This window comes from Micromonospora sp. NPDC023737, from assembly GCF_040639715.1.
GTDB lineage: Bacteria > Actinomycetota > Actinomycetes > Mycobacteriales > Micromonosporaceae > Micromonospora.
Genome location: NZ_JBFAAL010000020.1, coordinates 63310 through 88670, shown reverse-complemented (window position 1 = coordinate 88670; position 25361 = coordinate 63310). Strand labels below are relative to the sequence as shown.

The 25361-nt window shown below is 72.9% G+C and carries 24 protein-coding genes, 1 tRNA gene and 1 pseudogene; 13 read left to right on the top strand and 13 right to left on the bottom strand.

Annotation, left to right across the window (positions count from 1 at the left end; translation table 11 throughout):
* Positions 1–93 precede the first annotated feature (93 nt).
* Complete coding sequence (metG, locus tag AB0F98_RS28560; RefSeq protein WP_357741545.1) at positions 94–1896, bottom strand: methionine--tRNA ligase; 1803 nt, start codon at positions 1894–1896, stop codon at positions 94–96.
* A 280-nt stretch (positions 1897–2176) separates the two neighbouring features.
* On the opposite strand from metG, the gene AB0F98_RS28555 reads away from it, so the two are divergent.
* The gene (locus AB0F98_RS28555) at positions 2177–3397 is read left to right on the top strand and encodes a hypothetical protein (RefSeq protein WP_357741542.1); all 1221 of its coding nucleotides are present in this window, start codon (positions 2177–2179) and stop codon (positions 3395–3397) included.
* 52 nt (positions 3398–3449) lie between these two features.
* On the opposite strand, the gene rsmI is transcribed toward AB0F98_RS28555, so the two are convergent.
* Positions 3450–4298 carry a 16S rRNA (cytidine(1402)-2'-O)-methyltransferase gene (gene rsmI, locus AB0F98_RS28550; RefSeq protein WP_357741539.1) on the bottom strand — a complete coding sequence of 283 codons (849 nt, stop codon included), beginning with the start codon at positions 4296–4298 and terminating at the stop codon, positions 3450–3452.
* Between the two features lie 86 nt (positions 4299–4384).
* Here rsmI and AB0F98_RS28545 point away from each other — a divergent pair, with 86 nt between their 5' ends.
* From AB0F98_RS28545 to AB0F98_RS28535, 3 genes are all read left to right on the top strand, one after another.
* Positions 4385–6067 carry a phospholipid carrier-dependent glycosyltransferase gene (locus AB0F98_RS28545; RefSeq protein WP_357741536.1) on the top strand — a complete coding sequence of 561 codons (1683 nt, stop codon included), beginning with the start codon at positions 4385–4387 and terminating at the stop codon, positions 6065–6067.
* 584 nt (positions 6068–6651) lie between these two features.
* Positions 6652–7968, top strand: coding sequence for a VWA domain-containing protein (locus AB0F98_RS28540; RefSeq protein ID WP_357741532.1), 1317 nt, complete (start codon positions 6652–6654; stop codon positions 7966–7968).
* A gap of 2 nt (positions 7969–7970) precedes the next feature.
* A complete protein-coding gene (locus AB0F98_RS28535; RefSeq protein ID WP_357741529.1) occupies positions 7971–8765 on the top strand; it encodes a peptidase in 795 nt (264 codons plus the stop codon).
* A 73-nt stretch (positions 8766–8838) separates the two neighbouring features.
* Here the strand turns inward: AB0F98_RS28535 and AB0F98_RS28530 are convergent, their stop codons facing one another.
* A complete protein-coding gene (locus AB0F98_RS28530; RefSeq protein ID WP_357741526.1) occupies positions 8839–9105 on the bottom strand; it encodes a hypothetical protein in 267 nt (88 codons plus the stop codon).
* A 245-nt stretch (positions 9106–9350) separates the two neighbouring features.
* Here AB0F98_RS28530 and AB0F98_RS28525 point away from each other — a divergent pair, with 245 nt between their 5' ends.
* Entirely contained in the window at positions 9351–10004 is a 654-nt protein-coding gene (locus tag AB0F98_RS28525; RefSeq protein ID WP_357741522.1) for a 4'-phosphopantetheinyl transferase superfamily protein, read from the top strand.
* A gap of 102 nt (positions 10005–10106) precedes the next feature.
* Positions 10107–11414 (top strand): DUF4352 domain-containing protein, encoded by a 1308-nt coding sequence (locus AB0F98_RS28520; RefSeq protein ID WP_357741519.1) that lies wholly within the window; start codon positions 10107–10109, stop codon positions 11412–11414.
* A 121-nt stretch (positions 11415–11535) separates the two neighbouring features.
* Here AB0F98_RS28520 and AB0F98_RS28515 read toward each other — a convergent pair whose 3' ends face one another.
* Positions 11536–12078 (bottom strand): NUDIX domain-containing protein, encoded by a 543-nt coding sequence (locus tag AB0F98_RS28515; protein WP_357741516.1) that lies wholly within the window; start codon positions 12076–12078, stop codon positions 11536–11538.
* 275 nt (positions 12079–12353) lie between these two features.
* On the opposite strand from AB0F98_RS28515, the gene AB0F98_RS28510 reads away from it, so the two are divergent.
* Together AB0F98_RS28510 and AB0F98_RS28505 are read left to right on the top strand one after the other, a co-directional pair.
* Positions 12354–13760, top strand: a complete 1407-nt coding sequence (locus AB0F98_RS28510) for an FAD-dependent monooxygenase (RefSeq protein ID WP_357741513.1) — start codon at positions 12354–12356, stop codon at positions 13758–13760.
* Positions 13761–13943: 183 nt separating this feature from the next.
* Positions 13944–14135, top strand: a complete 192-nt coding sequence (locus AB0F98_RS28505; protein ID WP_357741511.1) for a general stress protein CsbD — start codon at positions 13944–13946, stop codon at positions 14133–14135.
* Between the two features lie 127 nt (positions 14136–14262).
* Here AB0F98_RS28505 and AB0F98_RS28500 read toward each other — a convergent pair.
* The 6 genes from AB0F98_RS28500 to AB0F98_RS28475 form a co-directional block, all read right to left on the bottom strand.
* Positions 14263–14336, bottom strand: a tRNA-Ala gene (locus AB0F98_RS28500).
* Positions 14337–14700: 364 nt separating this feature from the next.
* Entirely contained in the window at positions 14701–15492 is a 792-nt protein-coding gene (locus AB0F98_RS28495) for a hypothetical protein (protein WP_357741508.1), read from the bottom strand.
* 216 nt (positions 15493–15708) lie between these two features.
* Positions 15709–16359, bottom strand: coding sequence for a GNAT family protein (locus AB0F98_RS28490; protein ID WP_357741504.1), 651 nt, complete (start codon positions 16357–16359; stop codon positions 15709–15711).
* A gap of 121 nt (positions 16360–16480) precedes the next feature.
* Positions 16481–17764: a gephyrin-like molybdotransferase Glp gene (glp, locus tag AB0F98_RS28485; protein WP_357741501.1), complete on the bottom strand. Its 1284-nt coding sequence runs from the start codon at positions 17762–17764 to the stop codon at positions 16481–16483.
* On the bottom strand, positions 17761–18717 hold the full coding sequence (locus tag AB0F98_RS28480; RefSeq protein WP_357741498.1) for a UTP--glucose-1-phosphate uridylyltransferase: 957 nt from the start codon (positions 18715–18717) through the stop codon (positions 17761–17763). The genes glp and AB0F98_RS28480 overlap by 4 nt, the downstream gene beginning before the upstream one ends.
* Before the next feature lie 9 nt (positions 18718–18726).
* Complete coding sequence (locus AB0F98_RS28475; RefSeq protein ID WP_357741496.1) at positions 18727–21171, bottom strand: diguanylate cyclase; 2445 nt, start codon at positions 21169–21171, stop codon at positions 18727–18729.
* Positions 21172–21256: 85 nt separating this feature from the next.
* On the opposite strand from AB0F98_RS28475, the gene AB0F98_RS28470 reads away from it, so the two are divergent.
* A complete protein-coding gene (locus AB0F98_RS28470; protein ID WP_357741493.1) occupies positions 21257–21946 on the top strand; it encodes a 5-formyltetrahydrofolate cyclo-ligase in 690 nt (229 codons plus the stop codon).
* Positions 21867–22148 (top strand): annotated as a pseudogene (locus AB0F98_RS28465) (FmdB family zinc ribbon protein); the annotation flags it as partial. The gene AB0F98_RS28470 and the pseudogene AB0F98_RS28465, both read left to right, overlap by 80 nt.
* Before the next feature lie 14 nt (positions 22149–22162).
* Here AB0F98_RS28465 and AB0F98_RS28460 read toward each other — a convergent pair.
* Positions 22163–22423 carry a hypothetical protein gene (locus AB0F98_RS28460; RefSeq protein ID WP_357741563.1) on the bottom strand — a complete coding sequence of 87 codons (261 nt, stop codon included), beginning with the start codon at positions 22421–22423 and terminating at the stop codon, positions 22163–22165.
* Positions 22424–22649: 226 nt separating this feature from the next.
* Between AB0F98_RS28460 and AB0F98_RS28455 the strand changes: the two genes are divergently transcribed.
* Positions 22650–23222 carry a flagellar biosynthesis protein FlgA gene (locus AB0F98_RS28455; protein WP_357741490.1) on the top strand — a complete coding sequence of 191 codons (573 nt, stop codon included), beginning with the start codon at positions 22650–22652 and terminating at the stop codon, positions 23220–23222.
* 86 nt (positions 23223–23308) lie between these two features.
* Here the strand turns inward: AB0F98_RS28455 and AB0F98_RS28450 are convergent, their stop codons facing one another.
* On the bottom strand, positions 23309–23482 hold the full coding sequence (locus tag AB0F98_RS28450; RefSeq protein WP_357741487.1) for a hypothetical protein: 174 nt from the start codon (positions 23480–23482) through the stop codon (positions 23309–23311).
* Between the two features lie 271 nt (positions 23483–23753).
* Here AB0F98_RS28450 and AB0F98_RS28445 point away from each other — a divergent pair, with 271 nt between their 5' ends.
* Positions 23754–24134, top strand: a complete 381-nt coding sequence (locus AB0F98_RS28445; protein WP_357741484.1) for a hypothetical protein — start codon at positions 23754–23756, stop codon at positions 24132–24134.
* A 109-nt stretch (positions 24135–24243) separates the two neighbouring features.
* Here AB0F98_RS28445 and AB0F98_RS28440 read toward each other — a convergent pair whose 3' ends face one another.
* Positions 24244–24726, bottom strand: coding sequence for a DUF2231 domain-containing protein (locus AB0F98_RS28440; protein WP_357741481.1), 483 nt, complete (start codon positions 24724–24726; stop codon positions 24244–24246).
* A 188-nt stretch (positions 24727–24914) separates the two neighbouring features.
* Between AB0F98_RS28440 and AB0F98_RS28435 the strand changes: the two genes are divergently transcribed.
* Complete coding sequence (locus AB0F98_RS28435; protein ID WP_357741478.1) at positions 24915–25343, top strand: Fur family transcriptional regulator; 429 nt, start codon at positions 24915–24917, stop codon at positions 25341–25343.
* The last annotated feature ends 18 nt before the right edge of the window (positions 25344–25361 follow it).

The window sequence follows — 25361 nt, the reverse complement described above, 5'->3', positions numbered from 1 at the left end:
CCCGGGGATGCCCCGGGCCGCACCGCCGTGTCCGGACCAGGCCGGCTGCCTGTCGCCGGCCCGGCAGCCGCCTGCCGCGGGCCCGCGGGTCCGTCAGGCGCCGAGCCGGGCCAGCTCCTCGTCGACGATCGACGGGTCGAGCTTGCGGAACACCGGCTTCGGCGCCGCGAGCGGCCGCCCGACCTCCAGGGGTACGGACTCCCACCGCGTGCCCTGCGTGTAGTCCCCGGTCAGCACCGGATACGCCGGCCCGCCGTCGAGGTCCTCCACCTCCACGATCTGCGGCATCGGCGCGTGCACACCGGTGCCGCCGAGCAGCTCGTACACCTTCTGTGCGGAGTGCGGCAGGAACGGGGTGAGCAGCGTGTTGGCGTCGCTGACCACCTGGAGGGCGACGTGCAGGATGCTGCCCATCCGCGGCTTGTCGGCCTCGTCCTTGAGCTTCCACGGCGCCTGCTCGGAGAGGTACTTGTTCGCCTCGGCGACCACCTTCATCGCCTCGCCGATCGCCTGCTTCTGCCGGTGCCGGCCGATCAGGTCGCCGACCACCGCGAACCCGGCGCGAGCGGTGGCGAGCAGCGCCTCGTCGGCCTCGGTGAGACCTGCCGGGTCGATCGGCGGGATCGCGCCGAAGTTCTTCGCCGCCATCGAGATGGAGCGGTTGACCAGGTTGCCCCAGCCGGCGACCAGCTCGTCGTTGTTGCGGCGGAGGAACTCCGCCCAGGTGAAGTCGGTGTCGTTGCTCTCCGGTCCGGCGGCCGCGATGAAGTAGCGCAGCGCGTCGGCGTCGTAGCGCTCCAGGAAGTCGCGGACGTAGATGACGACCCGCCGGGACGAGGAGAACTTGCGGCCCTCCATCGTCAGGTACTCGCTGGAGACCACCTCGGTCGGGAGGTTGAGCCGCCCGAGCCCGCCCGGTTCGCCGTCGCGCGCCCCCTCGCCGGAGTAGCCGGCGAGCAGCGCGGGCCAGATCACCGAGTGGAAGACGATGTTGTCCTTGCCCATGAAGTAGTACGTCTGGGCGTCCTTCCCCTCCCCGTCGGTGGACCACCAGCGGCGCCACGCCTCCGGGTCGCCGGAGCGGCGCGCCCACTCGATGGAGGCGGAGAGGTAGCCGATGACCGCGTCGAACCAGACGTAGATCCGCTTGTCGGACCGGTCCCGCCAACCGTCGAGCGGGATCGGCACGCCCCACTCGAGGTCCCGGGTGATCGCGCGGGGCTGGAGGTCGTCCAGGAGGTTCTTCGAGAACCGCAGCACGTTGGGACGCCACCCCTCGCGGGTGTCCAGCCACCGCCGGAGCACGTCCGCCAGGGCGGGCAGGTCCAGGAAGAAGTGCTCGGTCTCGACGAACTCCGGCGTCTCCCCGTTGATCTTCGACTTCGGGTTGATCAGGTCGATCGGGTCGAGCTGGTTGCCGCAGTTGTCGCACTGGTCGCCGCGGGCGCTGTCATATCCGCAGATCGGGCAGGTGCCCTCGATGTAGCGGTCGGGCAGCGTCCGGCCGGTGGACGGGGAGATCGCACCCATCGTGGTCTTCGGCACGATGTAGCCGTTGCGGTACATCCCCTCGAACAACTCCTGCACCACCGCGTAGTGGTTGCGGGTGGTGGTGCGGGTGAACAGGTCGTACGAGAGCCCGAGGCCGTGCAGGTCCTCGACGATCACCCGGTTGTAGCGGTCGGCCAGCTCGCGCGGGGTGACCCCCTCGGCGTCGGCCTGTACCTGGATCGGGGTGCCGTGCTCGTCCGTGCCGGAGACCATGAGCACGTCGTGACCGGCCATCCGCATGTACCGGCTGAAGACGTCGGAGGGAACGCCGAAACCGGAAACGTGGCCGATGTGGCGCGGGCCGTTGGCGTACGGCCAGGCAACCGCCGCGAGAACGTGACTCATGACCAGCAAGCCTAGTGACCCGCCCCGCCCACCGACCAATCAATACACCCCCACCCCCCACCGCCGCGCTGATCATGAAGTTGTTGCGGCCCGTGTCGGCATGTCGCGACAACAACTTCATGATCACGGCGGTGGTGGGTGGGGGCGGTGAGTGGGGGTGGGGGGTGGTGGGGGGGTGGGTCGGCGAACTGGGCAGGATTGCCGGGCCGATGGTCCGATTTGTCGTCGACACGCCCTTTGCTGCCCGATCGGGGGAACGAGCGGGTGTGCAATGAACATCGTGGCTGGCAGACGAGCGCGCCGTGAACCCGACGAACGCCCCTCGCGGGCGGCGCTCGCCGACGGCGGGGACACCTCGCCCGGCCACGACACCCCGACCCGGTCGGACACCGGCGAGGACGCCGCCGCGGACGACGACACGTCGGGCGACGGGCCCGCGCGCACCCCGACGGCGCGGGGACCGGGGGTGGCGCCGCAGCCCCGTCCGGTGCCCGGCACCGACGCCACGCCGCCTTCCGGCCGGTCACCCCGATCACCACGCACCGGCCCGCCGCCCGAGCGGAAGCAGACCCGGCCACCGCGGACCGGCAAGGTGCCGGCACCCGCCCGCAGCCGCCGAGACCAGCCGGAGACCGCTGACAGCCCGGCGGGGACCGAAGACGAGTCGTCCGCTCGTCCTGCCGCAGAGCGCCCGGGCCACGCCGTGACGCCGAGCCGGGATGGCGACTGCGCCCCCGAGGAGGAGCGCGCCGCCGACGTGGAGCCGACGACCGGGGCGCCGGTGGACGCGCTGCCGCGCCGGGTGCCCGTACGCCAGTCCAAGCGCCGGCGTCGCCCCGCCCTGGGCGCCGACGGCGAGCCCACGGACGACGACCAGACGTTCTGGGCGCCGATCGAGGAGGTGCACTGGGACGGCACCCCGATCCGCGAGGAGCCGGCAGCGGAGCGGAACCGGCCGGCTCGGGACGACGCCGGCCAGCGCCGACGCGCCCGTCGTGCCAGCCACCCGCCGGACCCGCTCCCCGGGCTCGCCGCGCTGCTGGCGTTGAGCCTGGTCGCGGCGTTCTTCGCCTGGGTCAGCGCCGGGCCGCTCTGGGTCGCGCTGGGCCACGCCACGCATGGCACCTCGGTGATCACCGACTGCAGTGGCAGTGGCCTGAGTCAGCGCTGCCGAGGCATCTTCACCGCCGACGACCGGCGCTTCGTCGCCCACGGGGTGCGGGTCAGCGACGTGCCGGCCGACCGGGCGGTGGTCGGCGGAACGCTCCCGGCCAGGATGACCGGCCCGGAGGGCGGGACCGCGTACGCCGACACCGGCGGGGCCGCCCTTCACCTGCGCTGGGTGCTCGGCCTGCTCGTGGTGGCGGGTTGCGGCGCCGGGATCGCCCGCTGGACCGGGGCCACCCGGCTGAAGGGGCAGCGTGCCCGCCGCTGGGGAATCGGCCTCGCGTTCGCCGGGCCGGTGCTGATCACGGCGGGATTCCTCGGCACCGCCTGGTGACCCGCGCGGAGGCTGCCCGACGGTCGCGGCATCCGGTCAGGTCCGGAGCTGATCAGCGGTGCACGACGCCGTACACGTCGCGGCGGCGCAGGCCGTACGCGGTGGCCACCTCGCTGATCGCGTCCCGCCGGGAGAGGCCGGCCGCCTCCCGGTCGGCGACAGCGGCGCGCAGCGTGTCGTCGTCGGGGGGCTCCGGCGCGGTCGCGGGCGCTCCGGCCACCACCAGCGTGATCTCGCCACGCGGCTCCCCCTCGGCGGCCCAGCGGGCCAGCTCGCCGAGCGGCCGGCGGAGCACCTCCTCGTACGTCTTGGTGAGCTCGCGGCAGAGCGCGGCCGGGCGGTCGGCGCCGAACGCGTCCGCCAGGTCGGCCAGTGCGCTGGCGATCCGGTGTGGCGCCTCGAAGAAGACGAGGGTGCGCTCCTCACCGGCGAGCGCCCGCAGACGGGATCGCCGCGCGCCGGGCGAGCGGGGCAGGAACCCCTCGAAGCAGAACCTGTCGCAGGGCAGCCCGGAGAGCGCGAGGGCGGTGGTGACCGCGCTCGGCCCCGGCGCGGCGGTGACCGGTGCACCGGCGTCTAGCGCGGCGCGGACCAGCCGGTAGCCGGGGTCGGAGACGCTCGGCATGCCGCCGTCGGTGACCAGGGCGACGACGTAGCCGGCCTGGATCACCTCGACCAGTTCGGGCGTACGCCGTTCCTCGTTGCCCTCGAAGTAGGACACGATCCGGCCTGGCACGGTGATGTCGAGGTCACGGGCCAGCCGGGTGAGGCGGCGGGTGTCCTCGGCGGCCACCACGTCGGCGGTGGTGAGCACCTCACGGAACCGCGCGGACGCGTCCGCCGGGTTGCCGAGCGGCGCGCCGAGCAGGATGAGACGCCCAACATCCGACATATCACCCACGAGATCTTTCGCTCCTCGATCGACGGCGGTGGCGGGATCGGGGACGACTGCCGCCACCGGTCACCTCCGCAGCCTACGATCGCCGGGTGACGAGTGCGTCGACAGCACAGAGCGCGAACGCGCCCCGGGTCGATTCGGAGCGTACGGCCGGTGGCGGGCCGACCGACGGGGGCGGCGTTCCAAGCGTGGTCCGCGCCCGGCTGGCCACCGTCGAGGCCCGGCTCGACCGGTGGTCGTGGCTGGCCACCGGTGTGGTCGTGCTGATCGCCGGCATCCTGCGCTTCGTCGGCCTGTCCGGACCCAAGGGCAAGATCTTCGACGAGACCTACTACGCCAAGGACGCGTACGGGTTGATCTCTCGCGGCGTCGAGTGGAACTACAAGGACGGCGGCCCGTCGTACGTGGTGCACCCGCCGCTGGGCAAGTGGCTCATCGGGCTCGGCGAGTGGGCGTTCGGCTACCAGGACGCGGAGAGCCACATCTCGGTGCCGGGGCACCTCATGACCACCGCGCCGGAGTTCGGCTGGCGCTTCTCGGCGGCCGTCATCGGCACCCTGTCGGTGCTGCTGCTGGTACGGATCGGGCGGCGGTTGTTCCGCTCCACCGCGCTCGGCTGCGCGGCCGGCCTGTTGCTGGCCCTGGACGGCTTCCACCTGGTGCTCTCCCGCGCGGCGCTGCTCGACATCTTCCTGCTCTTCTTCGTGCTGGCCGCGTTCGGCGCGCTGGTGCTCGACCGGGACGCCCGCCGACGGCAGTGGACGCGCGCGCTGGACGCCGGGCTGGATCCCACCCGGCCGGGGCGGGCCGGTCGACCGGCCAACGGGTGGCGCGGGTGGCCGTGGTGGCGTCTCGTCGCGGCGGTGTTGTTCGCGGGCGCCTGCGCGGTGAAGTGGAGCGGCCTCTACTTCCTGCCGGCGTTCGTGCTGCTGGTGTTCGTCTGGGAGGCCGGTGTCCGCCGCTCGGCGGGCGTACGCCGCCCGTGGCGGGACGCGTTCGTCGGCGAGCTGCCCTGGCTGGCGCTGGCCGGTGTGCTGATGGTCGGCACCTACCTGGCGACCTGGTCAGGTTGGTTGTTGACCGACGACGGCTACTACCGCCTGGCCGCCAACTACCCCGGTGCCCCGCTGAGCGACAAACCGGTGATCGGGCCGCTGATCAACCTGTTCGAGTACCACAAGGCCGCGTACGGCTTCCACACCCACCTGGACACCGGGCACAAGTACCAGTCCTGGCCCTGGCAGTGGCTGCTGCTGGGCCGCCCGGTCGCGTTCTACTGGTCCGGCGACGGCCCGTGCGGGGCGGCGAACTGCGCGGCGGAGATCCTGCTGCTCGGCACCCCGCTGCTCTGGTGGTCGTTCCTCCCGGCCCTGGTGGCGACCGCCTGGCTCGGCCTGGCCCGCCGGGACTGGCGGGCGGGCGCCATCCTGCTGATGGTGGCCGCCGGCCTGCTGCCCTGGTTCTGGTTCGCCCTGGACGGGCGGACGATGTTCTCCTTCTACACCGCACCAGCGCTGCCGTTCATGGTGCTGGCGGTGGTGTACGTGCTCGGCGCGATCGTCTCGCCCGCCGGGGCGCGCGCCGGAGCGGCACGGACGGCCGGGCCGGGCGACGCGGGATACGACCGCCGGTTGATCGGTGGCGTCGTCGCGGGCGCCTACGTGTTGCTGGTGGCGCTCTGCTTCGCGTACTTCTATCCGATCTTCGTCGGCGAGGTGATCCCGTACGCCGACTGGTCGGCCCGCATGTGGTTGGGCGGTCGCTGGATCTGACGCCGGTTTGTCCGCCGCGGGGGCCCGAGGGGCGACAGCCGGCGGAGCACACGGCAACGACAACGGCCCGTACGCGTTTGCGTGCGGGCCGTTCGACAGAGAAGCGCGCCCCGATCGCCTGCCACGGGGGAAGCGGGCGATTGGGGCGCGCACGAGAAGCTTAACCACCGCGCACCACCGGCACAACGGGTCAACTTGGGTCAGATTTCTGACGGATACCCCTTTGGTCACGGGACAGATCCGACAACTGACCGTCGGTCACCCACCGGCACATCATCGCCTCCGAAGCGGCGTGAGGACGACGATTCCGACGGCGGCGGCGCGATTCCGGCAGCGGCGCGGGGGACGGCGGTCGCGCGGGGACGGCGGCGCGGTTCCGACAGTGACGCGGGGAGAGTGGCGGCGCCGAGACGACGAGGCGCGGTTCCTACGGGGGCACGGGCGGCCCCGACCCCGGCGGAGGCGCGGAGCGGGCGGGTCGCTCGGGACCGGGCCGGGCGATGAAAATGACGGACGCCGGCGGCCGGTCCGTCGCCGACGCACCCGAGTGATCATCCTAAGTGGACCTCATTACACTTCGCCCAGTGATCAACTTAAGACGTTCCACCACCGTCCTCGCCGGACTGGTGGTGATTCCCGCGCTGCTCGGGCCGGTACCGGCCATGGCCGACGAGCCGGAGCCCGCCGAGCCGCCCCGGGTGGAGCTGGTCCTCGACGTCAGCGGCTCGATGGGGGCCCGGGACATCGAGGGCCGGAGCCGGATCTCGGTGGCGCAGCAGGCGTTCAACGAGGTCGTCGACGCGCTGCCGGAGACCACCCAGCTCGGCATCCGGGTACTCGGTGCGACGTACAAGGGTGAGAACAAGAAGGTCGGCTGCCAGGACACCCAGCAGATCGTCCCGGTGGGCCCGGTGGACCGGACCCAGGCGAAGGACGCCGTGGCCGGGTTGAAGCCGACCGGATTCACCCCCGTCGGGCTGGCCCTGCGCGAAGCCGCCAAGGACCTCGGCTCCGGTGCCACCACCCGAAGGATCGTGCTGATCACCGACGGTGAGGACACCTGCGCACCGCCCGACCCGTGCGACGTCGCGCGGGAACTCGCCGCGCAGGGCACGCGGCTGGTCGTCGACACGCTGGGCCTCGCCCCTGACGAGAAGGTACGTCGGCAGCTGCTCTGCATCGCCGCCGCGACCGGAGGGACGTACACCGCGGCGCAGAGCACCGACCAGCTGACCAACCGGATCAAGCAGCTGGTGGACCGGGCCCAGGAGACGTACACCCGCACGCCGACGGTGGTCGGCGGCAGCTCCGTCTGCGAGGGCGCGCCGCTGCTCGCTCCCGGCGTCTACACCGACCGGGAGAAGTTCTCCGAGCACCGCTGGTACCGGGTGCCGGTACGGCCGGGTCAGGAGCTGCGTGCCTCGGTGAGCGTGGCGCTGGACCGGCCCGTCAACCCGGACTACGGCGTACTGCTGCGGGCCGTCGCGACCGACGGCCGGGAGCTGGTCCGCGGAGTGGACGCGGGCAGCGGCCGGGCGGACGTGGTCTCCGCCGGCCTGCGCTGGTCGGATGACCACGAGGACGACCAGGACGACACGGACGAGCGGGACGACGCGGACGGCTCGGTCACCACCGCGGCGACCGACCCGGAGATCGTGCCACCGACCATGGTCTGCCTGGTCGTCAGCAACTCGTTCGCTCCCCGCGACGGCACCGAGGCGAGCCCGGGCATGCCGGTGGAGCTGACCGTCGACGTGGTCGCGGCGTCGCCGACGCCGAAGGGCCCGGACCTCGGCCGCGGCTGGGTGCTGCTGGCCCTGCTGACCGTGGCCGGCCTGGTCACCGGTCTGCTCACCGGCCTGCTGACCCGCTGGTGGGTGGCCACTTGGAGGGAGAAGTGAGCGTGCGTACGACTCTGACCCGGTCGCTGGCCGCGCTGGTCGCCGCCGCCGGCCCGGTGGCGCTGCCCGCCACGGCGCTCGCCGCCCCGAGCGACGGGCCAACACCCTCCCCCGGTGCCGCGACGGTGACCCGCGCCGGCACCTCCTTCCTCACCGCGACCACGATCGCCGCCGGCCAGCCGGTCCAGGTGGACGCCTCGACGGGCGACTACCTCTACTGGTCGTTCACCGCGGACGCCGGGCAGGTGCACGACATCTCGGCCACCGTCTCGTTCCCCGGTGCACGCAGCGGCGCGTCGACCTGGACCGTCGAGGTCTTCGACGGGCTTCGCCGCCGGCAGGCGTGCACGGCCGGGGCGCAGACCCCGACCGTCGACAAGGCGGCGAGCAGTGTCTCGCTCGGCTGCACGCTGCGCGAGGTACGACCGTGGGCCGAACCCTGGTCGGGCGATCCACTGCCCGGCACGTACTTCGTCCGGCTCTCGGTCGCCGACGTGCCGGAGCCGGACCTGGGCGCGCCGGTCGAGGTCGAGTTGCTGGTCAACGCCGACGGCGAGGGCGCCCCGGCCGACGACGGCGAACTGGCGGTGCCGTTGGTGCCGAACACCCGGGCCGGCGCGGTGCTGACCGACGAGCAGGCCACCGCGCCCGTCGAGGACGCGGACGAGGAGAGCTGGCTCGACGACCTGCTGCCCGCGCTGGGCTCCCGGTGGATCTGGACGAGCGTCGGCGGCGTCCTGGCCGCAGTGGCCGGCGTGGTCGGCTTCGCGCTCACCCGCCGGCCCCGGCGCGTCTGACGCGCCGGCGTTGAGCTGCCGGTCCCGTCCCGAGCCGCGCAGGTCGGGACGGGACCGGTACTCGCGAGGCGGGTCAGGTGCTCTTCGGCCCCCGGGGCAGCCACCCGATGAACCGGTCCTGAAGGGATGTCACGGAGGCGGTGCGCAGATCCTCGCTGGCGGCAGCGAGGCAGGATCCCAGGTAGACGCTGAGCGTCGCGCGGTCGCCGTACTCCTGGAGCAGCCGGCTGCGTTTCGTCGCGCACGGCCAGTCCTCGCCACAGGAACCACAGTTCCAGTTGGGCGGCTCCGGCACGTGTTCACCGCTCACCGGGCCGGACGGTTCCGCACCACCGGTCATCGCACTCCCTCTCCGGTTCCTGACAGGGCCGACGCCACGCCGACCTGAACTTACGACAGTCGATGTCCATCATGCCGTGCTCGGGCTGTAGCGCCGCAGAACCATCCTGTGTTACATGGTTGCGGTACTTTCGCCATTCATGGCAGTCAGAAAGTTGACGATTGGCCGATCGGACGGCCGACCGATCCGGCTGGATTCGCGCATCGACTGGCCGTCGCGGCACCCACGCCCCACCGGGACGGGCGATGCGTGACCTGCTGCCGCCGGAGGTCGCGGTGGCCGTGGCCGGGCCCGGCGACTGGACCGGTCGACTGCTCGCCGAAGAGCTCGCCTGCCTCGGCGAACGGGCGGTGGAGAGCCGACGGCGGGACTTCACCGCCGGGCGGGTCTGCGCGCGGCGGGCGATGGCCACACTCGGGCTGCCGCCGGCCCCCGTGCCAGCCGCCGACCGGGCGCCGGTGTGGCCGTCCGGCGTGGTCGGCACCATCACCCACACCCGGGGATACTGCGCGGCGGCCGCGGCCCGCAGCTCCGAGGTCCGGGCCGTCGGCATGGACGCGGAGCAGCACAAGGAGCTCAGTCCGGGGGTACGCCGACTGATCTGCCTGCCCGAGGAGGACGTGCATCTCGCGCGGCTGCCGGTCGGGGTCTCCTGGCCGGCGGTGCTGTTCAGCGCCAAGGAGACCATCTACAAGGTGTGGCATCCGGTGGTCGGCACCTGGCTCGACTTCACCGACGCCCTGGTCGAGATCGACCCGGACGCCGGCACCTTCAGGGCCCGGATCGCGCCCGCGCGGGTCGACGCCGCGCCGGTCGGGCATCCACCGCGAGCGGTGCACGGGCGCTTCGTGGTGGCCGACGGTCTGGTCCGCACCGCCGCCGTACTGCCCCTGCCCTGACGAGCGCGGCGGGCCCCGGCGGGGCACAACCCGTCGTTCGGGCACGGTAGCGTCGGCCGAGTTCCCTACCTCCCCTCCCATGCCCACGATCCAAGGAGTACGGTGAGCCACCCCGACCCGCCCGCCGGGCCGCACGATCCCGACCAGCCGTATCCGGAGCCGCCGACCCAGGCGTTCCCCACGGCCCCGATGCCGCCGGCACCGCAGGGCGGAACGATGCCCCCGGCCCCACGGCCCCCGACGGGCGACGCGACGGCCCCGATGCCGCCGGCCCAGGCCACTCCGGCCGACCCGACCGTCGCGATGCCACCGGCCCCGTTCCCGCACGGCAACGCCACCACCCCGATGCCGACGGCTCCGTTCCCACACGGCAACGCCACCACCCCGATGCCGACGGCTCCGTTCCCGCAGGGCGACGCCACCACCCCGATGCCGACGGCGTCGGCCGGGGCGACGAGTTCGATGCCGCACAACCCGTGGGCACCGACCGCCCAAGGGCAGCCGCCGGCGACCCTGCCCCAGCAGCCGATTCCGGGTACGCCGCAACCGCCCGTCTCCGGCAGCCCGTGGGCGGCGCCCTCAACGCCCGAGCCGCCCGTGTCCGGCGCACCTCCGCAGCCGTCCGGTAACCCCTGGGCCGCGCCCGGCACGGCCCAGCAGCCGACACCGCCCGGCCCCTACCCGCCCGCGGGCCAGCCGTACCCGGCCGCGCCCGGTGCCTACCCACCCGGTGCGTACCCGCCCGGCGGTTTCCCACCCGGCGGTTTCCCACCCGGCGGTTTTCCGCCCGGCGGGCCGCAGCCCCCGCAGAAGAAGTCGAACAAGACGGTGCTGATCATCGTCATCGTGGCGGCGGTGCTGGCTCTGCTCTGCTGCGGTGGCGGCGTCGCCGCCTTGATCTACGGCGCGAACCAGGCGGACGAGGTGGTGGCCTCCTTGCCGACCACGACGCCGACCAGGGACGTGGACAGCCCACCGGCCGTCCCGGTCGACCCCGACGAGACGGCCGACGGCGAGACCTCGAACATGCCGGTCGGCGACACCCTCGTGATCACCAACGACCTCAGTGCCGTCGAGATCACCGTGACGAAGTTCAGCACCAGGACGAAGGGCTGCAACGAGTTCGCGCCGGATCCGGACCAGGGCATCTACCTGATCGCGGACGTCACCGTCAAGGTCACCAAGGGCAGCGCCGCGGTGAATCCGCTCTACTTCCAATGGGTGGCGGCGGACGGTACGGAGACCAACGCCATTGCCGGGCTGTTCGCCGGTTGCGGTGAGAGCCTCGAGCCCGGCGAGATCTCCGCGGGGCGCAAGGTGACCGGCACGGTGGTGTTCAACGTCGCGGACAAGAACGGTGTGCTGGAGTACCTGCACCAGTTCCAGCCCGCCGGATCCTGGAAGCCGTAGCGCTTGATGGGGAGGCCGGCGTGTCCGACCGGCCTCCCGCTCGGCACCCCGCCGCGACGAGACACTCGGCCGTTGCTCCACCCGTCGGCCGTCATGCCGGCCCGCAGCGGGCTCGTGCCGGTCAGGAGTCACGCGCCGCACTGGTCGCCCGCCAGTCGAGAAGCCGGCGGTACGCCTCGAAGCCGTCCGGCACCCAGGCCCACTCGGTGAGCCGCCGTTCCAGCTCGTCCTCGGTCAGGAACGCGTGCCAGGCGACCTCCTCGGGTTGCGGGGCGACCTCCGACGGGCAGCGCACCTCGTAGACGGACGACCACCAGCGGTGTTCGGAGGTCTCGTAGAGGAACTTGAACAACGGCACAGGCGCGGGCAGACCGGGTACCCCCAGTTCCTCCTCGGCTTCCCGCAGCGCCGCCGCGTCGTACGACTCGCCCGCACCGACCACCCCGCCGACGAACATGTCGTACAAGGACGGGAAGACGAGCTTCCGAGCGGTACGGCGGTGCACGAAGATGCGATCCTCGTCGTCCCGGGCCAGCACGAACGCGCAGCGGTGCCGGAGTCCGGCGGCGTACACCTCGCCGCGCCGCGCCTGGCCCACCACTCGGTCTTGTTCGTCGACGATGTCCAACAACTCGTCGGCGGACAGTGGCGACTGATCCTCCATGAACACAGCCTGCCACTTGTTTCCGTCGGGTTACAACGACCGTCGAGTTCAAGCGGCAATCACAGAATGCGATTCTTGTTCGCCTGGTGCTTCCGCCTTACCCGCCTCTGTGTTAGTAACAATGCGTCCGGCGACAATGGACGCACCAAAACTAGAGTTGATTCGCGAATGGGCGAGCGGAAAGCAGCCAGCGGTGGCAGGAGGCACCAGAAGTGGCGGCGCGACTGACATCTGAGTCGTGGCGCCGAGTGTTCGACCACCCGAGGAGTGATCGCATGCGCCCGTCTCCGTCCCGGACCTTCTCGCAGATAGCGACGGCCGAACGGCCGACCGACACGAGCGTCGTCATGCGGCGTGCAGTGGTGCTCGGCGGCAGCATCGCCGGGCTGATGGCGGCCCGGGTGCTCAGCGACCACGCCGAGGAGGTGCTGATCGTCGAGCGGGATCCATCCGATGTGGATTCCGGCCCCCGGCCGGGCGTACCGCAGGGCAGCCAGGTGCACGCGCTGCTGCCGTCCGGCCAGATGCAGCTGGAGCGCTGGTTCCCCGGCGTCGTCGACGAGGCGTTCGCGCTCGGTGCCCCGTTGCCGCCGAGCGCGGACGCCACGGCGAAGACCTTCGTGAACGGGGTGCTGGGGATACCGCCGGCGGCAGCTGCCACCGGCCCGATGCTGATCACCACGCGGCCCTTCCTGGAGGCGCTGGTCCGGCGGTACACGCTCGCCGCCGACAACGTCCGGATGGTGTACGGCCGAGCGGACGGCCTGTCCTACGCCGGCCACCGGGTCACCGGTGCGCGGTACGTGCCCCGGGATGGCGCCGAGCCGGTCCTCGAAGCCGCGGATCTGGTGGTCGACGCGATGGGACGGTCCAGCAGGCTGAGCGATTGGCTGGCCGACGAGGGGTGGCCCCGCCCGCCGATGCAGCGGATGCCGATCAAGCTGAACTACGCGACCGCGCTCTTCCGGCGGGACGAGAAGGTGAGCGACACCTGGGTCGTGGTCTACCAGACCATGGCGGGCAACGGCCGTACCGCCCGGATCGGCGGAATCAACTCGGTCGAGGACGACCGCTGGATGGTGCTGGTCGCCGGCTACGACGACGACCGGCCGAGCCGCGACGTCGCCGACTTCACCGCCCGTTGCCGCGAGCACTATCCGGAGATGTTCGGCGACATCGCCGAGCAGGGGGAGATGCTGGGCGGGGTGGTCACGTACCACCAGGCCGACAGCCGACGCCGGGACTTCCACAAGCTCGACCGCATGCCCGCGGGCCTGGTCGTCGCGGGGGACGCGATCGCCTCCTTCAATCCGGTGTACGGCCAGGGCATGACCTCCGCGATGCTGCACGCCTCCTGCCTGTCGGCGTACCTACGCTCCGGGCCGAGGCCACACGAGGAGCCGGCACGGGCGTACTTCGACCAGGTCCGCGTGATAGTCGACGCCGCCTGGCAGATCTCCACCTCGGCCGACGTCGAGCTGCCGCACGTTCGCGGGCCGTACCCGCGCGGGTACAAGCTCACCAAGTGGTTCGGCGACCTGATCTTCCGCGCCGCGCAGACCGACCCGGTGCTGAGCTCCCGGCTGGGCCGGGTCACCACCATGCTCGACCACCCGGCGGCGCTGAGCCGACCCGGCACGCTGCTGCGCGCGCTCCGGCTCGGCCTGCGGCACCGCCGCTGACCGGGGGGCTGATTGCGCCGGTTCCGGTGCCTCCACGGACTGCGTACACCGTACGGCTCTGTCGCTGACCTGCCGCACCGCCTGTCTGGATCCGGCCGAGACTGCCGGGTTTCCCCCACCGGCGGGCGGGGACGCGAGACAGGAAGTGGAACCTGGCTCTCGCCATGACCACAGGGAGGCGACATGAGCTTCGAGAGGGCGACCGGGAACGTCGAGAAGCTGGCCGGCCCGGCCCGCGCCCGGCTGGGCGACATGACCCAGAAGGAGCGGGCACGGGCGGAACAGGTGGCGCAGCGGGACGAAATCCGGGGCAGACAGCCCGGCGAACACGTCCAAGAGGACGCGCAGGACGCCAAGGACGATTTCACCAGCTGACCCGCCGGACGGCGGCGGCCCGGTCCCGAGGCCGGGCCGCCGCCGTCCGGGCGAGTGCTGTCGCTGACGCCGCACACAGGATCGGAAAAGGCCGCTTCCGACTAGCGGAAACGGCCTTTGATCTGGGTGGAGCTGAGGGGATTTGAACCCCTGACCCCCTCGATGCGAACGAGGTGCGCTACCGGTCTGCGCCACAGCCCCTCCGCCGGCAAACCGGCGTCGGTCCCACCCGGCTAACACCGGGCGGGCCGGCGACAAGGCTAACAGGTCGACCGCCCCGGGGGCGAATCCACCCCACCCCGCCGCGCCCCTTCGGACGATCATGCGGCCACCAGCCGCCACGAAAGCCCATATCCGGGAGAGCCGGGCATCAGGCGCTCGCCACGACAGGGTGATCGACTCGACATCCATGAAGTCGGGGCCTCCGAGGCACCGGGACACCCCGACCTCATGGAAGTCGAGATGACCATGCGGCCCCTCGCCCAGTCAGGGGCCCGACAGCCAGGCAGTCGACCCGGAGGACCGGCCGGGAGGCGCCGGAGGACCGACCGGGAGGTGTCGGTGGTCAGGCCGTGTGGGAGCCCCGGCCGGCCTCGTAGGCGCGGCCGCGGAGGCCACCGCTGCGCCGGTAGGAGACCGAGCCGCCGCTCGCGGCGGGCGGGAGATCTGCCGGCCGGTCCAGGCCCATGGCCGCTCGGCGTACCACCTCACGTTGGGCCGCGAGTCGCCGCTGCGCCTCGCGGCGGGCTGCCGCGCGGCGGGCCTGCTCGCGCCGTACCTCCGCCTGCCGGGCGGCCAGCCACGCCGCTTCCCGAGCCCGCGCCCGCCGCCTCCGCTGTTCGGCGATGGCCCGCTGCCGCAGGTGCCCGACGTACGCGACGAGCAGCGCGCCGGTGACCGAGAAGCTGATCCAGAATCCGGGGCCGACCACGAGTACGCCGATCAGCTCGACGCCGTTGAGCAGCAGCAGCGCGGCGAGCACCCGGCGCCGCCGGTAGACGGCCGGGGTGTGGCGGCGGGGTGGCGGCCGACGGCGGGCCCGATTCGGGGCGGGGGGCACAGCGCGCAGCCGGCCCGCTCGGCGGGCCGTGGCGGGTGGCGCCGAGACCGGCCTACCGAGACCGCCCGTAGCTGAATCTTCACTGAGGGTGACGACGAGGTGTCGTGGCGGGCGCACCGGCCGCCGTCCCGGCACAGTACGGCGGCGGCGCTGGCGCTGGAGCACCCGCGCCGTCGACTGCGCCCGCTCCGCCACCAGCCGCTCGGTGGCATCGTACCGGCGGACCAGCGCCGGAGCGAGGGCGAGCAGGCCGGCGGCGGCGAGGACGGCGAGGAGCACCGAGGTCGGCACCCTCACCCCTCCCGTCACCGAATTCGGAGCAATCGCGGCTCGGCCGCAGGATCTTCAACCGATCGGTGCCGGCGGAGTCGATCGTACGACGAACAGCGTTTGCCACATCTTGCAGTTACTTGAGGTTACGGGCGACGGAGCGTGATGCCGACGCGCCGCGCCGATCCCATCGGCGGGACAGCGGCGCGTGTGCCCGTGCCGGGCCCGGCACGGGCTGGACGGTCACCTGGTGGCGGCGCGGACCCGATGCCAGCGGGCCAGCAATCCGCCCTCGGCGGCGACCTCTTCGCTGGTCATCGCGTATCCGATGTGGTCACGCCAGGCGCCATCGATGTGCATGTAGCGCACGTGGTACGCCTCCTCGCGGAAGCCGAGCTTCTCCACGACCCGGCGGGACGGCCGGTTCTCGGGCCGGATGTTGACCTCGATCCGATGCAGACCACCCGGGCCGAAGGCGTGGTCGACGGCGAGCGCCAACGCGGTGGGGATCACGCCGCGGCCGGCGACCCGGTGATCCACCCAGTAGCCCGCGTACCCGGAGCAGAGTGCCCGCCGCACGATGCTGCCCAGGTTCAGGTGCCCGACGAGTCGCTCCCGCCCGTCCTCGCGCAGGCAGACGGCGAAGGGCATTCCGTCGCCGGTGCGCGCCGAGCGTTGCTGGTCCCGGTAGATCCAGCGGAAGGTGGCCGGCGAGTTCAGCTCGTCCCAGTCACCGGGTAGCGACGACTCCCAGGGCGCCAACCAGCTCTTGTTGGCGCGCCGCACCTCGGACCAGGCGGCGGCGTCCGAGCGTCGGTAGGGACGCAGCACGACGGGACCGTCCACAAGGACCGCCGGCCAGCCGGGTACCCGCCCGGCTCCGAAGAGGCTCACGGGGCGGACCCTACGCCCGCCACCGCACCGCCCGTGCGGGCACTCCGAACAATCACGTGGTCCCGCGTGGCTCGCCGTCGCACCTGGCCCCCGCAGACGCGGGTGGGGCCCGCGGGGGCGCTCACCGACGGCGATCCAGCAGGAGCACGTCCACCGTGGAGCCCGCGGCGGCCGTGGTGACCCGTTCGCCGAGCACCAGCAGGCCGTTGGCCTCGGCGAGTCCGGAAAGAGTGAACGGCCCGCCGCTGAGCGGCTGGACCGTGTAGCCGCCGCCGCGCCGCTCGGCGACGTGCGCGGGGCGGAACTCGCGCAGCCCGCCCGGTGACGAGACGGTCTCCAGCAGGTGTGCCCGGACGCTGGGCCGGAAGACCGGCTCCGCCCCGGCGAGGAGCTGGATCGCCGGGCGGGCGAGCACCTCGAATCCGATCAGCGCCGCGCCCGGGTCGCCGGGAAGGCAGACCACCGGCACCTCCTCGGCGCCGACCGTGCCGAAGCCGAGCGCCGTGCCGGGGTAGAGCGCCACCTCGGTGAACGTGACCGGGCCGGCTCGGCTGCCCTCGCGGCGGGAGAGGATCCGCCGGACCATGTCGCCCGGACCGGTGCCGGTGCCACCGGTGGTGATGATCAGGTCGGCGCGCAGGGTCTGGTCCTCCAGCAGCCCGCGCAGCCCCTCCGGGTCGTCGTCGCAGATGCCGACCCGGTATGCCAGCGCGCCCGCCTCGGCCGCCGCCGCGGTGAGCGCGTGCGAGTTCGCGTCCACCACCTGGCCGGGCTGGCTGCCCCGGCCGACGTCGACCAGCTCGTCCCCGGTGGCCACGACGACCACCCGCGGGCTGGGCCGGACCACCACGTGCCCGATGCCGGTGGCGGCGAAGACCGCGACCAACGCCGGCGACACGTAGGTGCCGGCCCGGGCGAGCAGCGCCCCGGCGGGCAGCTCGTCGCCGGCCCGGCGCACCCCGTACCCCCGCTTGGGGGTGCGGTAGATCTCCACCGCGGCCATGCCCTGGTCGGTCCACTCGACCGGCACCACCACGTCGGCGGCGACGGGCAGCGGCGCCCCGGCGGCGACGGAGAAGCAGGAGCCGGGCGTGAGCCGGACCGGCCGCCAGCTCGCCGCGCCGAGGTCACCGACCACGTTCAGCCGGACCGCCCGCCCGCCGGCGGCCCGTCCGGCGCCGGAGATGTCCTCCCAGCGTGCGGCGTAACCGTCGACGGCGGACTGGTCGAAGGCCGGGAACGCGTGCGGCGCGGCGACGTCCTCAGCGAGGACGTTGCCGTACGCCTGGGTGAGGTCGAGGTCGAGTGGAGGCAGCGCGCGTAACCTGCGCAGCACACTGCCCAGGTAGTCGGCGAGCGGCGTCAACTCGTTCGCGGCCGCCTCGGCGTCGGCCGTAGCGGTCATGTATTGGAACCGCCCGACACGTTGGAGTTCACGAAGTCGGTCAGCCACTTGCGGAACTCGGCACCGAAGTCGTCCCGTTCGACGGCGATCTGCACCACTGTCTGCAGGTAACCGAGCGGCATGCCGGTGTCGTAGCGGGTGCCCCGGTAGACGATGGCGTGCACCGGTGTCCCTTCCGTGCGCAGCAGCTCCATCGCGTCGGTCAGCTGGATCTCACCGCCGCTGCCCGGCTTCGTACGCCGGATCGCGTCGAAGATCTTGCCCGGCAGCACGTACCGGCCGAGTACCGCCAGGTTGCTCGGGGCCTCCTCCGGGTCCGGCTTCTCGACCATCCCGGTGACCTTCACGACCTCGCCGATGTCGGTCAGCTCGGCCTCAGCCGGCTCGACGGACGCGATCCCGTACCGCTTCGTCTCGGCCGGGTCGACCTCGAAGAACGCCAGCACCACCCCGCCGGTGCGGGCCTGCAGCTCCAGCATGGCCGGCAGCAGCGGCTCGTCCATCTTGACGAACTCGTCGCCCAGCAGCACGGCGAAGGGCTGGTCACCCACGTGCGACTCGGCGTACCCGACGGCGTGACCGAGGCCGAGCTGTTCGGGCTGCCGGACGGTGTAGATCTCGGCCAGCTCGCTGGGTCGCTGCACGGCGGCCAGGATCTCGGGCTTCTTCTCCAGCCGGGCCTCCAGGTCGGGGCGGCGGTCGAAGTGGTCCACCATCGAGGTCTTACCCCGCCCGGTGATCAACAGCACGTCGTTGATGCCGGCCTGGGTGGCCTCCTCGACGATGTACTGCAGCACCGGCCGATCGACCACCGGCAGCAGTTCCTTGGGCACCGCCTTCGTGGCCGGCAGGAAGCGCGTGGCGAGACCGGCGGCCGGGATTACCGCCTTGACCGCGCGGGAACGGCCGGTCGCGGCGGCCGTCGTTGAGGAGTTCGCTGAGTGCACCGACATGCCGCGAGACTATCGGCCACGGCTCTGCCGCGGCGGGTGTGGCCCGGAAGACGCGCCGCCTCCGGCAGCGGAGCGCGTGGGACCGGGCCCGGCTCGGGCGGCATCCGGACCGGTGGCGGTCGACCCCAGCGGCTCAGCTGCGCTTCCGTCTCCCCTAGGCATCTCGTCCGTGCAGGTCGGTGCGGCCGCCTCGGCGCGGACCGACGCGGCCGGCTCGGCGCGGACGGGCACGGTCGCGCGGCCGGCGCGGGGCAGCCCGTCGGGCGGGGTGACCGCCGCCGCCGGCACCGGCAGCTCACGAGCCGCCGTCTGCCGCAGCGTGCTCACCCGGTAGGTGTCCCGGCCGGCGGCCTTCGCGGCGTAGAGGGCGTCGTCGGCGGCCTCCAGCACCTGCTGCCCGGTGCTCGCGTGGTCGGGGTAGACGGCGATACCGATGGAGACGGTCACCCGTACCGGGACGGGTGATCCCGTGTGCGGCTCGACCGGCATCGACGTGTCCCGGATCGCCGCGCCGAGCCGCTCCGCGACGATCGCCGCACCGCGGGCGTCGGTCTCCGGCAGCAGCAGTACGAACTCCTCGCCGCCCTGCCGGAACGCCAGGTCGACCTCGCGGATCTCGCCACGCAACCGGCGGGCGAACTCGGCCAGTACGGTGTCTCCGGCCGCGTGCCCGTAGGTGTCGTTGACGTCCTTGAACCGGTCCAGGTCCAGCGCGAGGACGCTCAGCATCCGGCCGAACCGGCTGGCCCGCTCGACCTCGCGCCGGATCGACTCGCGCAGGTAACGGTAGTTCCACAGTCCGGTCAGCGGGTCGGTGAGCGAGAGGCGCTGCGCCTCCTCGTGCCCGCGTACGTTCTCCACCGCCACGGCCGCGTGGCTCGCGAAGGTGCGCAGGGTGACCAGGTCGTCGTCGTCGAACTCGTCCGCGCCGAGGCGGTCGTAGAGCGCGAGCACGCCGAGCGCCGCGGCCTGGTCCGTACCGCCCGTGGTCCGGCCTCCCGCTCCGCCGGGCAGCTCGACCGTCGGGAAGTCGCCCGCCCCGCTCTGCGCGTCGGTGGGCTCGGCGACCGTCGGCAGGGATCCGCCACCGGACGGCGTGGGAACACCAAAGGGCACAGCGGCACCCGTGGCAGGCCCCGGGCCGGCGGGAGTGGCGAAGGGGACCGCGATGTACGTCCGGCAGCGTGGCTCCCCCGCCGGTACGTCGGCCGGGTCCATCCGGCCCCGCTGCGGCACCCCGGTCGCGGCGACGGCACCCACCATCCCGCTGCCGACTGGCACCCGCAGGGTCGTCGGTGAGTCCTGCTCCGGCCAGCGCCCGTCCAGCCCGTCGGTGCACTGGGCGACGAGCATTCCGCCCGGCTCGACCAGGAGCACTGCGCCGGCCCGGGCGCCGGTCGCCGCGATCGCGCTGTTCAGGATCACCCGCAGGATGCGTTGCAGGTCGTGCGTACTGGCGAGGGTGTCCCCGAGGACGGCGAGGTGCCCCCGCAGCTGGTCGCGGCTGCTGGTCAGCGCGGCCACGTAGGAGCCGGTCTCACGGGTCATCCGGTTGAACGCGCCGGCCAGGCGACCCAGCTCGTCGCGGGTGCGTACGGGGACCCGGGCGGTCAGGTCGCCGTCCGCCACCTGGTCGACCGCGGCGGCCAGCTCGACCAGCGGTCGGGTGGTGACGCGGGCCAGGCGCCAGGCGGCCAGCACGGCGAGCAGCGCGGCCAGCACCACCGCCGTGACCAGCGCCGTGTTCAAACCGGGCGGTTGTTCGCTGGGGACCGAGAGCACCAGCGGCAGCGGCTGACCGGACGAGGGACCGATGCGGCGGACGTACCGGCCGTCCGCCGTCTCGATGATCTGCTCGTCGTCGAGGGTGCCGGCGGCGGCCAGCACCGCGTCGCGTACCTCACTCGTCTCGGTCGTGTGGGTGACCCGTGCGGGTCCGGCGCCGTCGTCGAGCAGGGTGACCGCCACACCGGTCACCGCGGCGAGCCGGGCCACGAACGCCGGGTCGACCGGCTGTGCGGCCGCGACCGTGCCGAGCGTCGCCCCGGCGTGGTCGCGCAGGTCGACCCGGACGGTCAATGCACGGACCGGCCCGCTGGTCGCCGCGCCGGCGCACTCCTGCCACGGACTCGCCGGTGCGCCCAGCGTGGTGTAGGTGGTCCGCCCGGCGACGTCGCTCAGCACCACCCCCGCGGCCAGGCCCCGACTCACCACTTGGGCCGCGGCGCCGGCCGGGTCGCCGCGGCCCAGGGCGACCGCGTCGGCTGCGGCGCGCAACTGCTGGCAGAGGGCGTCGACGGAGGTACGCACGGCGGCGGTCGCCACGGCGAGCCGCTCGATGGAACGGCTGCGGTCCACGGTGTGCAGGGTCGAGGCTACGAAGAGGGCGCCGAGCAGGACCGGGCCGAGGACCACCGCGAGGAAGGCCGCCGTCAACCGCCCGCGTAGCGTCACTCGGTTCCCCCCGAAAGTTCCGCCTTCCCTGTTGCGATGCTGACACAGAGCAACCGTGGGAGAGGCGTTGCGTCAGGAGTGTTGCGTGCCGGATTTTTCTTATGGAGCGGAAGTGACTCATGTGGCGAAACGGGACATGCGTGTCGCACTGCTCGCCCGCCGCCGGGAACTGAGCGCCGAGGCCCGAGCGGCAGCCGCGTCCGGCGTCCAGGCCGCACTGGTCGCGCTGGTACGGCGACTGCGCCCGGTCCGGGTTACGGCGTACGTGCCGGTCGGTTCGGAGCCGGGCGGTCCGGAGCTGCCGGAGGTGCTGCGGGCCGCGCTGCCGCCCGACGGGGAGCTGCTGCTGCCGGTGCTGCTACCCGACCTCGATCTGGACTGGGCCGCCTACACCGGACCCGACTGCCTGGTCGCGGCCGGTCGGGGGATGCGCGAGCCCACCGGGCCACGGCTCGGTGCGGACGCGATCGCCGACGCGGGGCTGGTGGTGCTCCCGGCGCTGGCGGTGGACGTGCGCGGGCTGCGGCTGGGCCGTGGCGGCGGATCGTACGACCGGGCGTTGGCCCGGCTGCCCGAGACGACCCTGACCGTGGTGCCGCTGCACGACGGTGAGCTGGTCAGCAGCCTTCCCGCCGAGCCGCACGACCGTCCGGTACGCGCCGTGGTCACCCCCGCCGAGGGTCTGCGTACGCTGGATGCCGCCCCGCCGTCCGGGCGGGGCACGCCGCCGGGTGTCGCGCCCCACACGTCCGCTGGACGAACCGGGGGCGAATGACGCAACATTGGCACTCGAAGACGTCGAGTGCCAACCGGCCGAACCCGATCCGGAGGAGAAAGTGCCCACGTACCAGTACGCCTGCACCGCGTGCGGCCACCAGCTCGAGGCGGTGCAGTCCTTCTCTGACGCCCCGCTGACCGAGTGCCCGGAGTGCGCGGGGCGGCTGCGCAAGGTCTTCAACTCGGTGGGCATCGTGTTCAAGGGCTCGGGCTTCTACCGCACCGACTCGCGCTCGTCCGGCTCCGACACCGTGTCGGCCTCGTCGGACGGCGGCAAGTCGACGAAGTCCGACTCGTCCTCCGGCACGTCGAGCTCGACCAACTCGTCCGGTTCGAGCGGCTCCTCCGCCAACGGCTCGTCCTCGAGCGGCTCGTCCTCGAACGGCTCGTCCTCGTCGAGCAAGGCGCCGGCCGCCAGCAGCAGCACCTCGTCCTGACCAGGTCGGCGTCCACCGACCGCAACGCGCCGGTACACCCCTGATCGGGGGCGTACCGGCGCGCTCGTACCCGCCCTCCGGCCGGTCCGATCCGGATCGCGAACCGAGCGGCCACTAACGGAGCAACGCTTCCCGCGGGGGTTATCCACAGGCCACTCCGTTGTCCACAGGTTGTGGTCGACGGCGGGCACCGCCGGCAGTCCGCTCCTAACCTCGCTGCCGAGGGGCACCGCTTCGGTACCCCAACGGAGGGGCGGAGGCGTGATGGCTGACACCGGCACGGCGGCCGTACTACGCCCGGTACGCCGAACGCACCTGCCGCGCCGCGGCACACTGTTCCGCGCCGCGCTGGTCGCCGGGCTGCTCGGCCTGGCGGCAGTCGTACTGCACACACCGTGCGGCCGCCCGCCACCGCAGGCCTCCGTCCCGGCCGCGTCGCCTGCTCGACCCGGACCGGCGACCGGCGGTGTCCCGTCCACGGCGGCCGCCCTCACGCCGGCCGAGCAGGGCGTGATCACGGCGACCGCCGACCCGCACCGGCCCGGGGAACGGTTGCCGCTCCCCGCCGGCAGCGTGGGCGTACCGGTCCGGTTGGCCGAACCGGCCGCGCTCGCGGTGGTACGCCCCGGCGCCCGCGTCGACCTCCTCGCCGCGCCGGCCGGCGGTCGCTCCGGCGAGGCCAGCCTGCTCGCGAGCAGCGCGCTCGTGCTCGACGTGGTGGGTGCCGGCGCGATGGACGGCTCGGCCGCGCTCTACCTCGCCCTCAGCCCCGGCCAGGCGCAGCGGACCGTCGGGCAACCGGAGGGCAGCCGGTTCGCCATCGTGGTACGCGGATGAGACCCACCGGGGCTGTAAGCGCGACCAGCGCGCGACCGAGCTGCGCGATGAGATCCACACCGCGCGGCGGCGATGCGGGCGGGAGATCAGCCCCAGTGCGGCGGCCGCTCGGCGAGCAGCCAGTCGTCGTTGCCGGTGGCGTGCTCGCCCCAGCCACGGTCGGTGTCGTCGCTCGTCTGCTCAGGCAGCACCACGAATTCGTCGCTCAACTCGACGGTGCGATCGTCGTCGCGGCGGAAACCCGGGTCCTCGGTGCTCACGAGCCGTAAGGGTAACGCAGTGCCGGCCCGCGCTCCCCGTTCGCCGGCCCGGTCGAGCCTGATCAACTCGGTTCTCCCCGAAGTCGTGGTGCCATCGCAGCGGGACATCCCCGACGGCACCTCTCGAGTCGATCAACAGTCGCTCGCCGCGTCGTGAACCGCGAACACGCCCACCCACGCCGGACAGGCGCTCGTGACGAGCGACCGATCTGGGCGCCGCTCGGTGGCGTCCTCCGGCCGAGCACGGCGTGCGTTGGTAGCGTCGGACGGCGTGACGACCCCCATCGGCGGCAGCTCCCCGGACGACTTCTGGCGGCGTCCCCCGCCTGACGGCGGAGGGCTGCCGGGCGGGGCACCGATCGCCGGCGAGCACGCGTCGCCCACGGGTGCGGGACTGGGCGGAGGCGCAGGACTCGGCGGCACCACGTTCGGCGGATACACCGGCCCGCCGCCCAGTACGCCGCCGCCCGCAGGCTGGCGTCCCCCCGTTCACCTGCAACCGGCCGCGCCACGGTCCCTGCCTCCGCAGGACATGGCCGCGCTGGACGTGGCCGAACAGCGTGCCCAGCGCGTCACCTACTCGATCGGCGCGGTGGCCGGCGCGGTGCTGTTGATCCTGGTCTGCCTGCTCTGCTCCCGGGTCGTCTTCTGAACCGGCCGTTCGAGGGCAGCGGCGGGCTCTCCGGCCACGGGCTGGTGAAGGTGTCGCCGAACGCCACCCGGGCAGCGGCCGCTGATCCGTCGGGCGGCCCAGCTCGGGATCAGAGTGTGGTGCCCCAGACCGCCTCGGCGCCGGAGTGCCCGGTCAGCCAGACGTAGATGAGGGCGGCGACCGACAGCCCGACCACTGCCACCGACAGCACCGGGGTGATCAGCGCGGGCAGCTTCGGCACCCGCCGGTGACCGCTGGTCGACACCAGCAGCAGAAGCGCCACGATGGCGAGCGGCACGACGATCCAGAACAGGATGTCGCCGTAGCCGGAGTGCTCGGCGATCTGGTCGAGGATCGGCCCCTGGAAACCCCGCGCGACCAGTGCGTCGTTCAACGCCTCGCCCGACTCGACCGCGAAGAACGCGGTGACCGGGGCGAGCACGGCGAAGATCGCGACGGCCCAGTCCAGCCGACGCCGCCAACGGGGCAGCACGACGTACGCCACGGCGAGCAGCGCCAGCAACGGCACGAACACGACGACCGCGTGCACAACCAGGACATGGACCGGCAGGCCCAGAATCTGCTCGAACATCGGCACCTCCGGAAGGCATCACGGTCGCGGACTGCCAAGCGTACGAGCACGCCCGTCGCCAGCCAGACTTCTCGATCGCTTACACGCAGGCGGCACGGATCCGGTTCAGCTGCATCCCGACCGAACCGCGTTCCGCGGCCATCGGCGCAGCTGTTGTCGACCGCGGTGGGGCGTGTTGTCATTGGCAGATGTCGCATGGCGAGGAGTTGCTCCGGTCGAAGGGTCTGCGGGTCACCCGGCCTCGCCTCGCCGTGCTCGACGTACTCTCCGGCGGCGGCCATCTCGAGGTCGACGAGATCACCCGCCGGGTGCGGGAGCGCCTCGACTCGGTCTCGACCCAGGCCGTGTACGACGTGCTGGGCGCTCTCACTCGGGCCGGCCTGTCCCGCCGCATCGAGCCGGCCGGCAGCCCCGCCCGGTACGAGGCGCGGGTCGGCGACAACCACCACCACGTGGTCTGTCGGGGCTGCGGCACGATCGCCGACATCGACTGTGCGGTCGGCTCCGCTCCCTGCCTCGACCCGAGCCCCGCGCACGGCTTCGAGGTCGACGAAGCGGAAGTGACCTTCTGGGGGCTTTGCCCGGCCTGCCAGGCCCGCCGCAACTCCGAGGAGTGACGTATCGCTGCTCCTGCG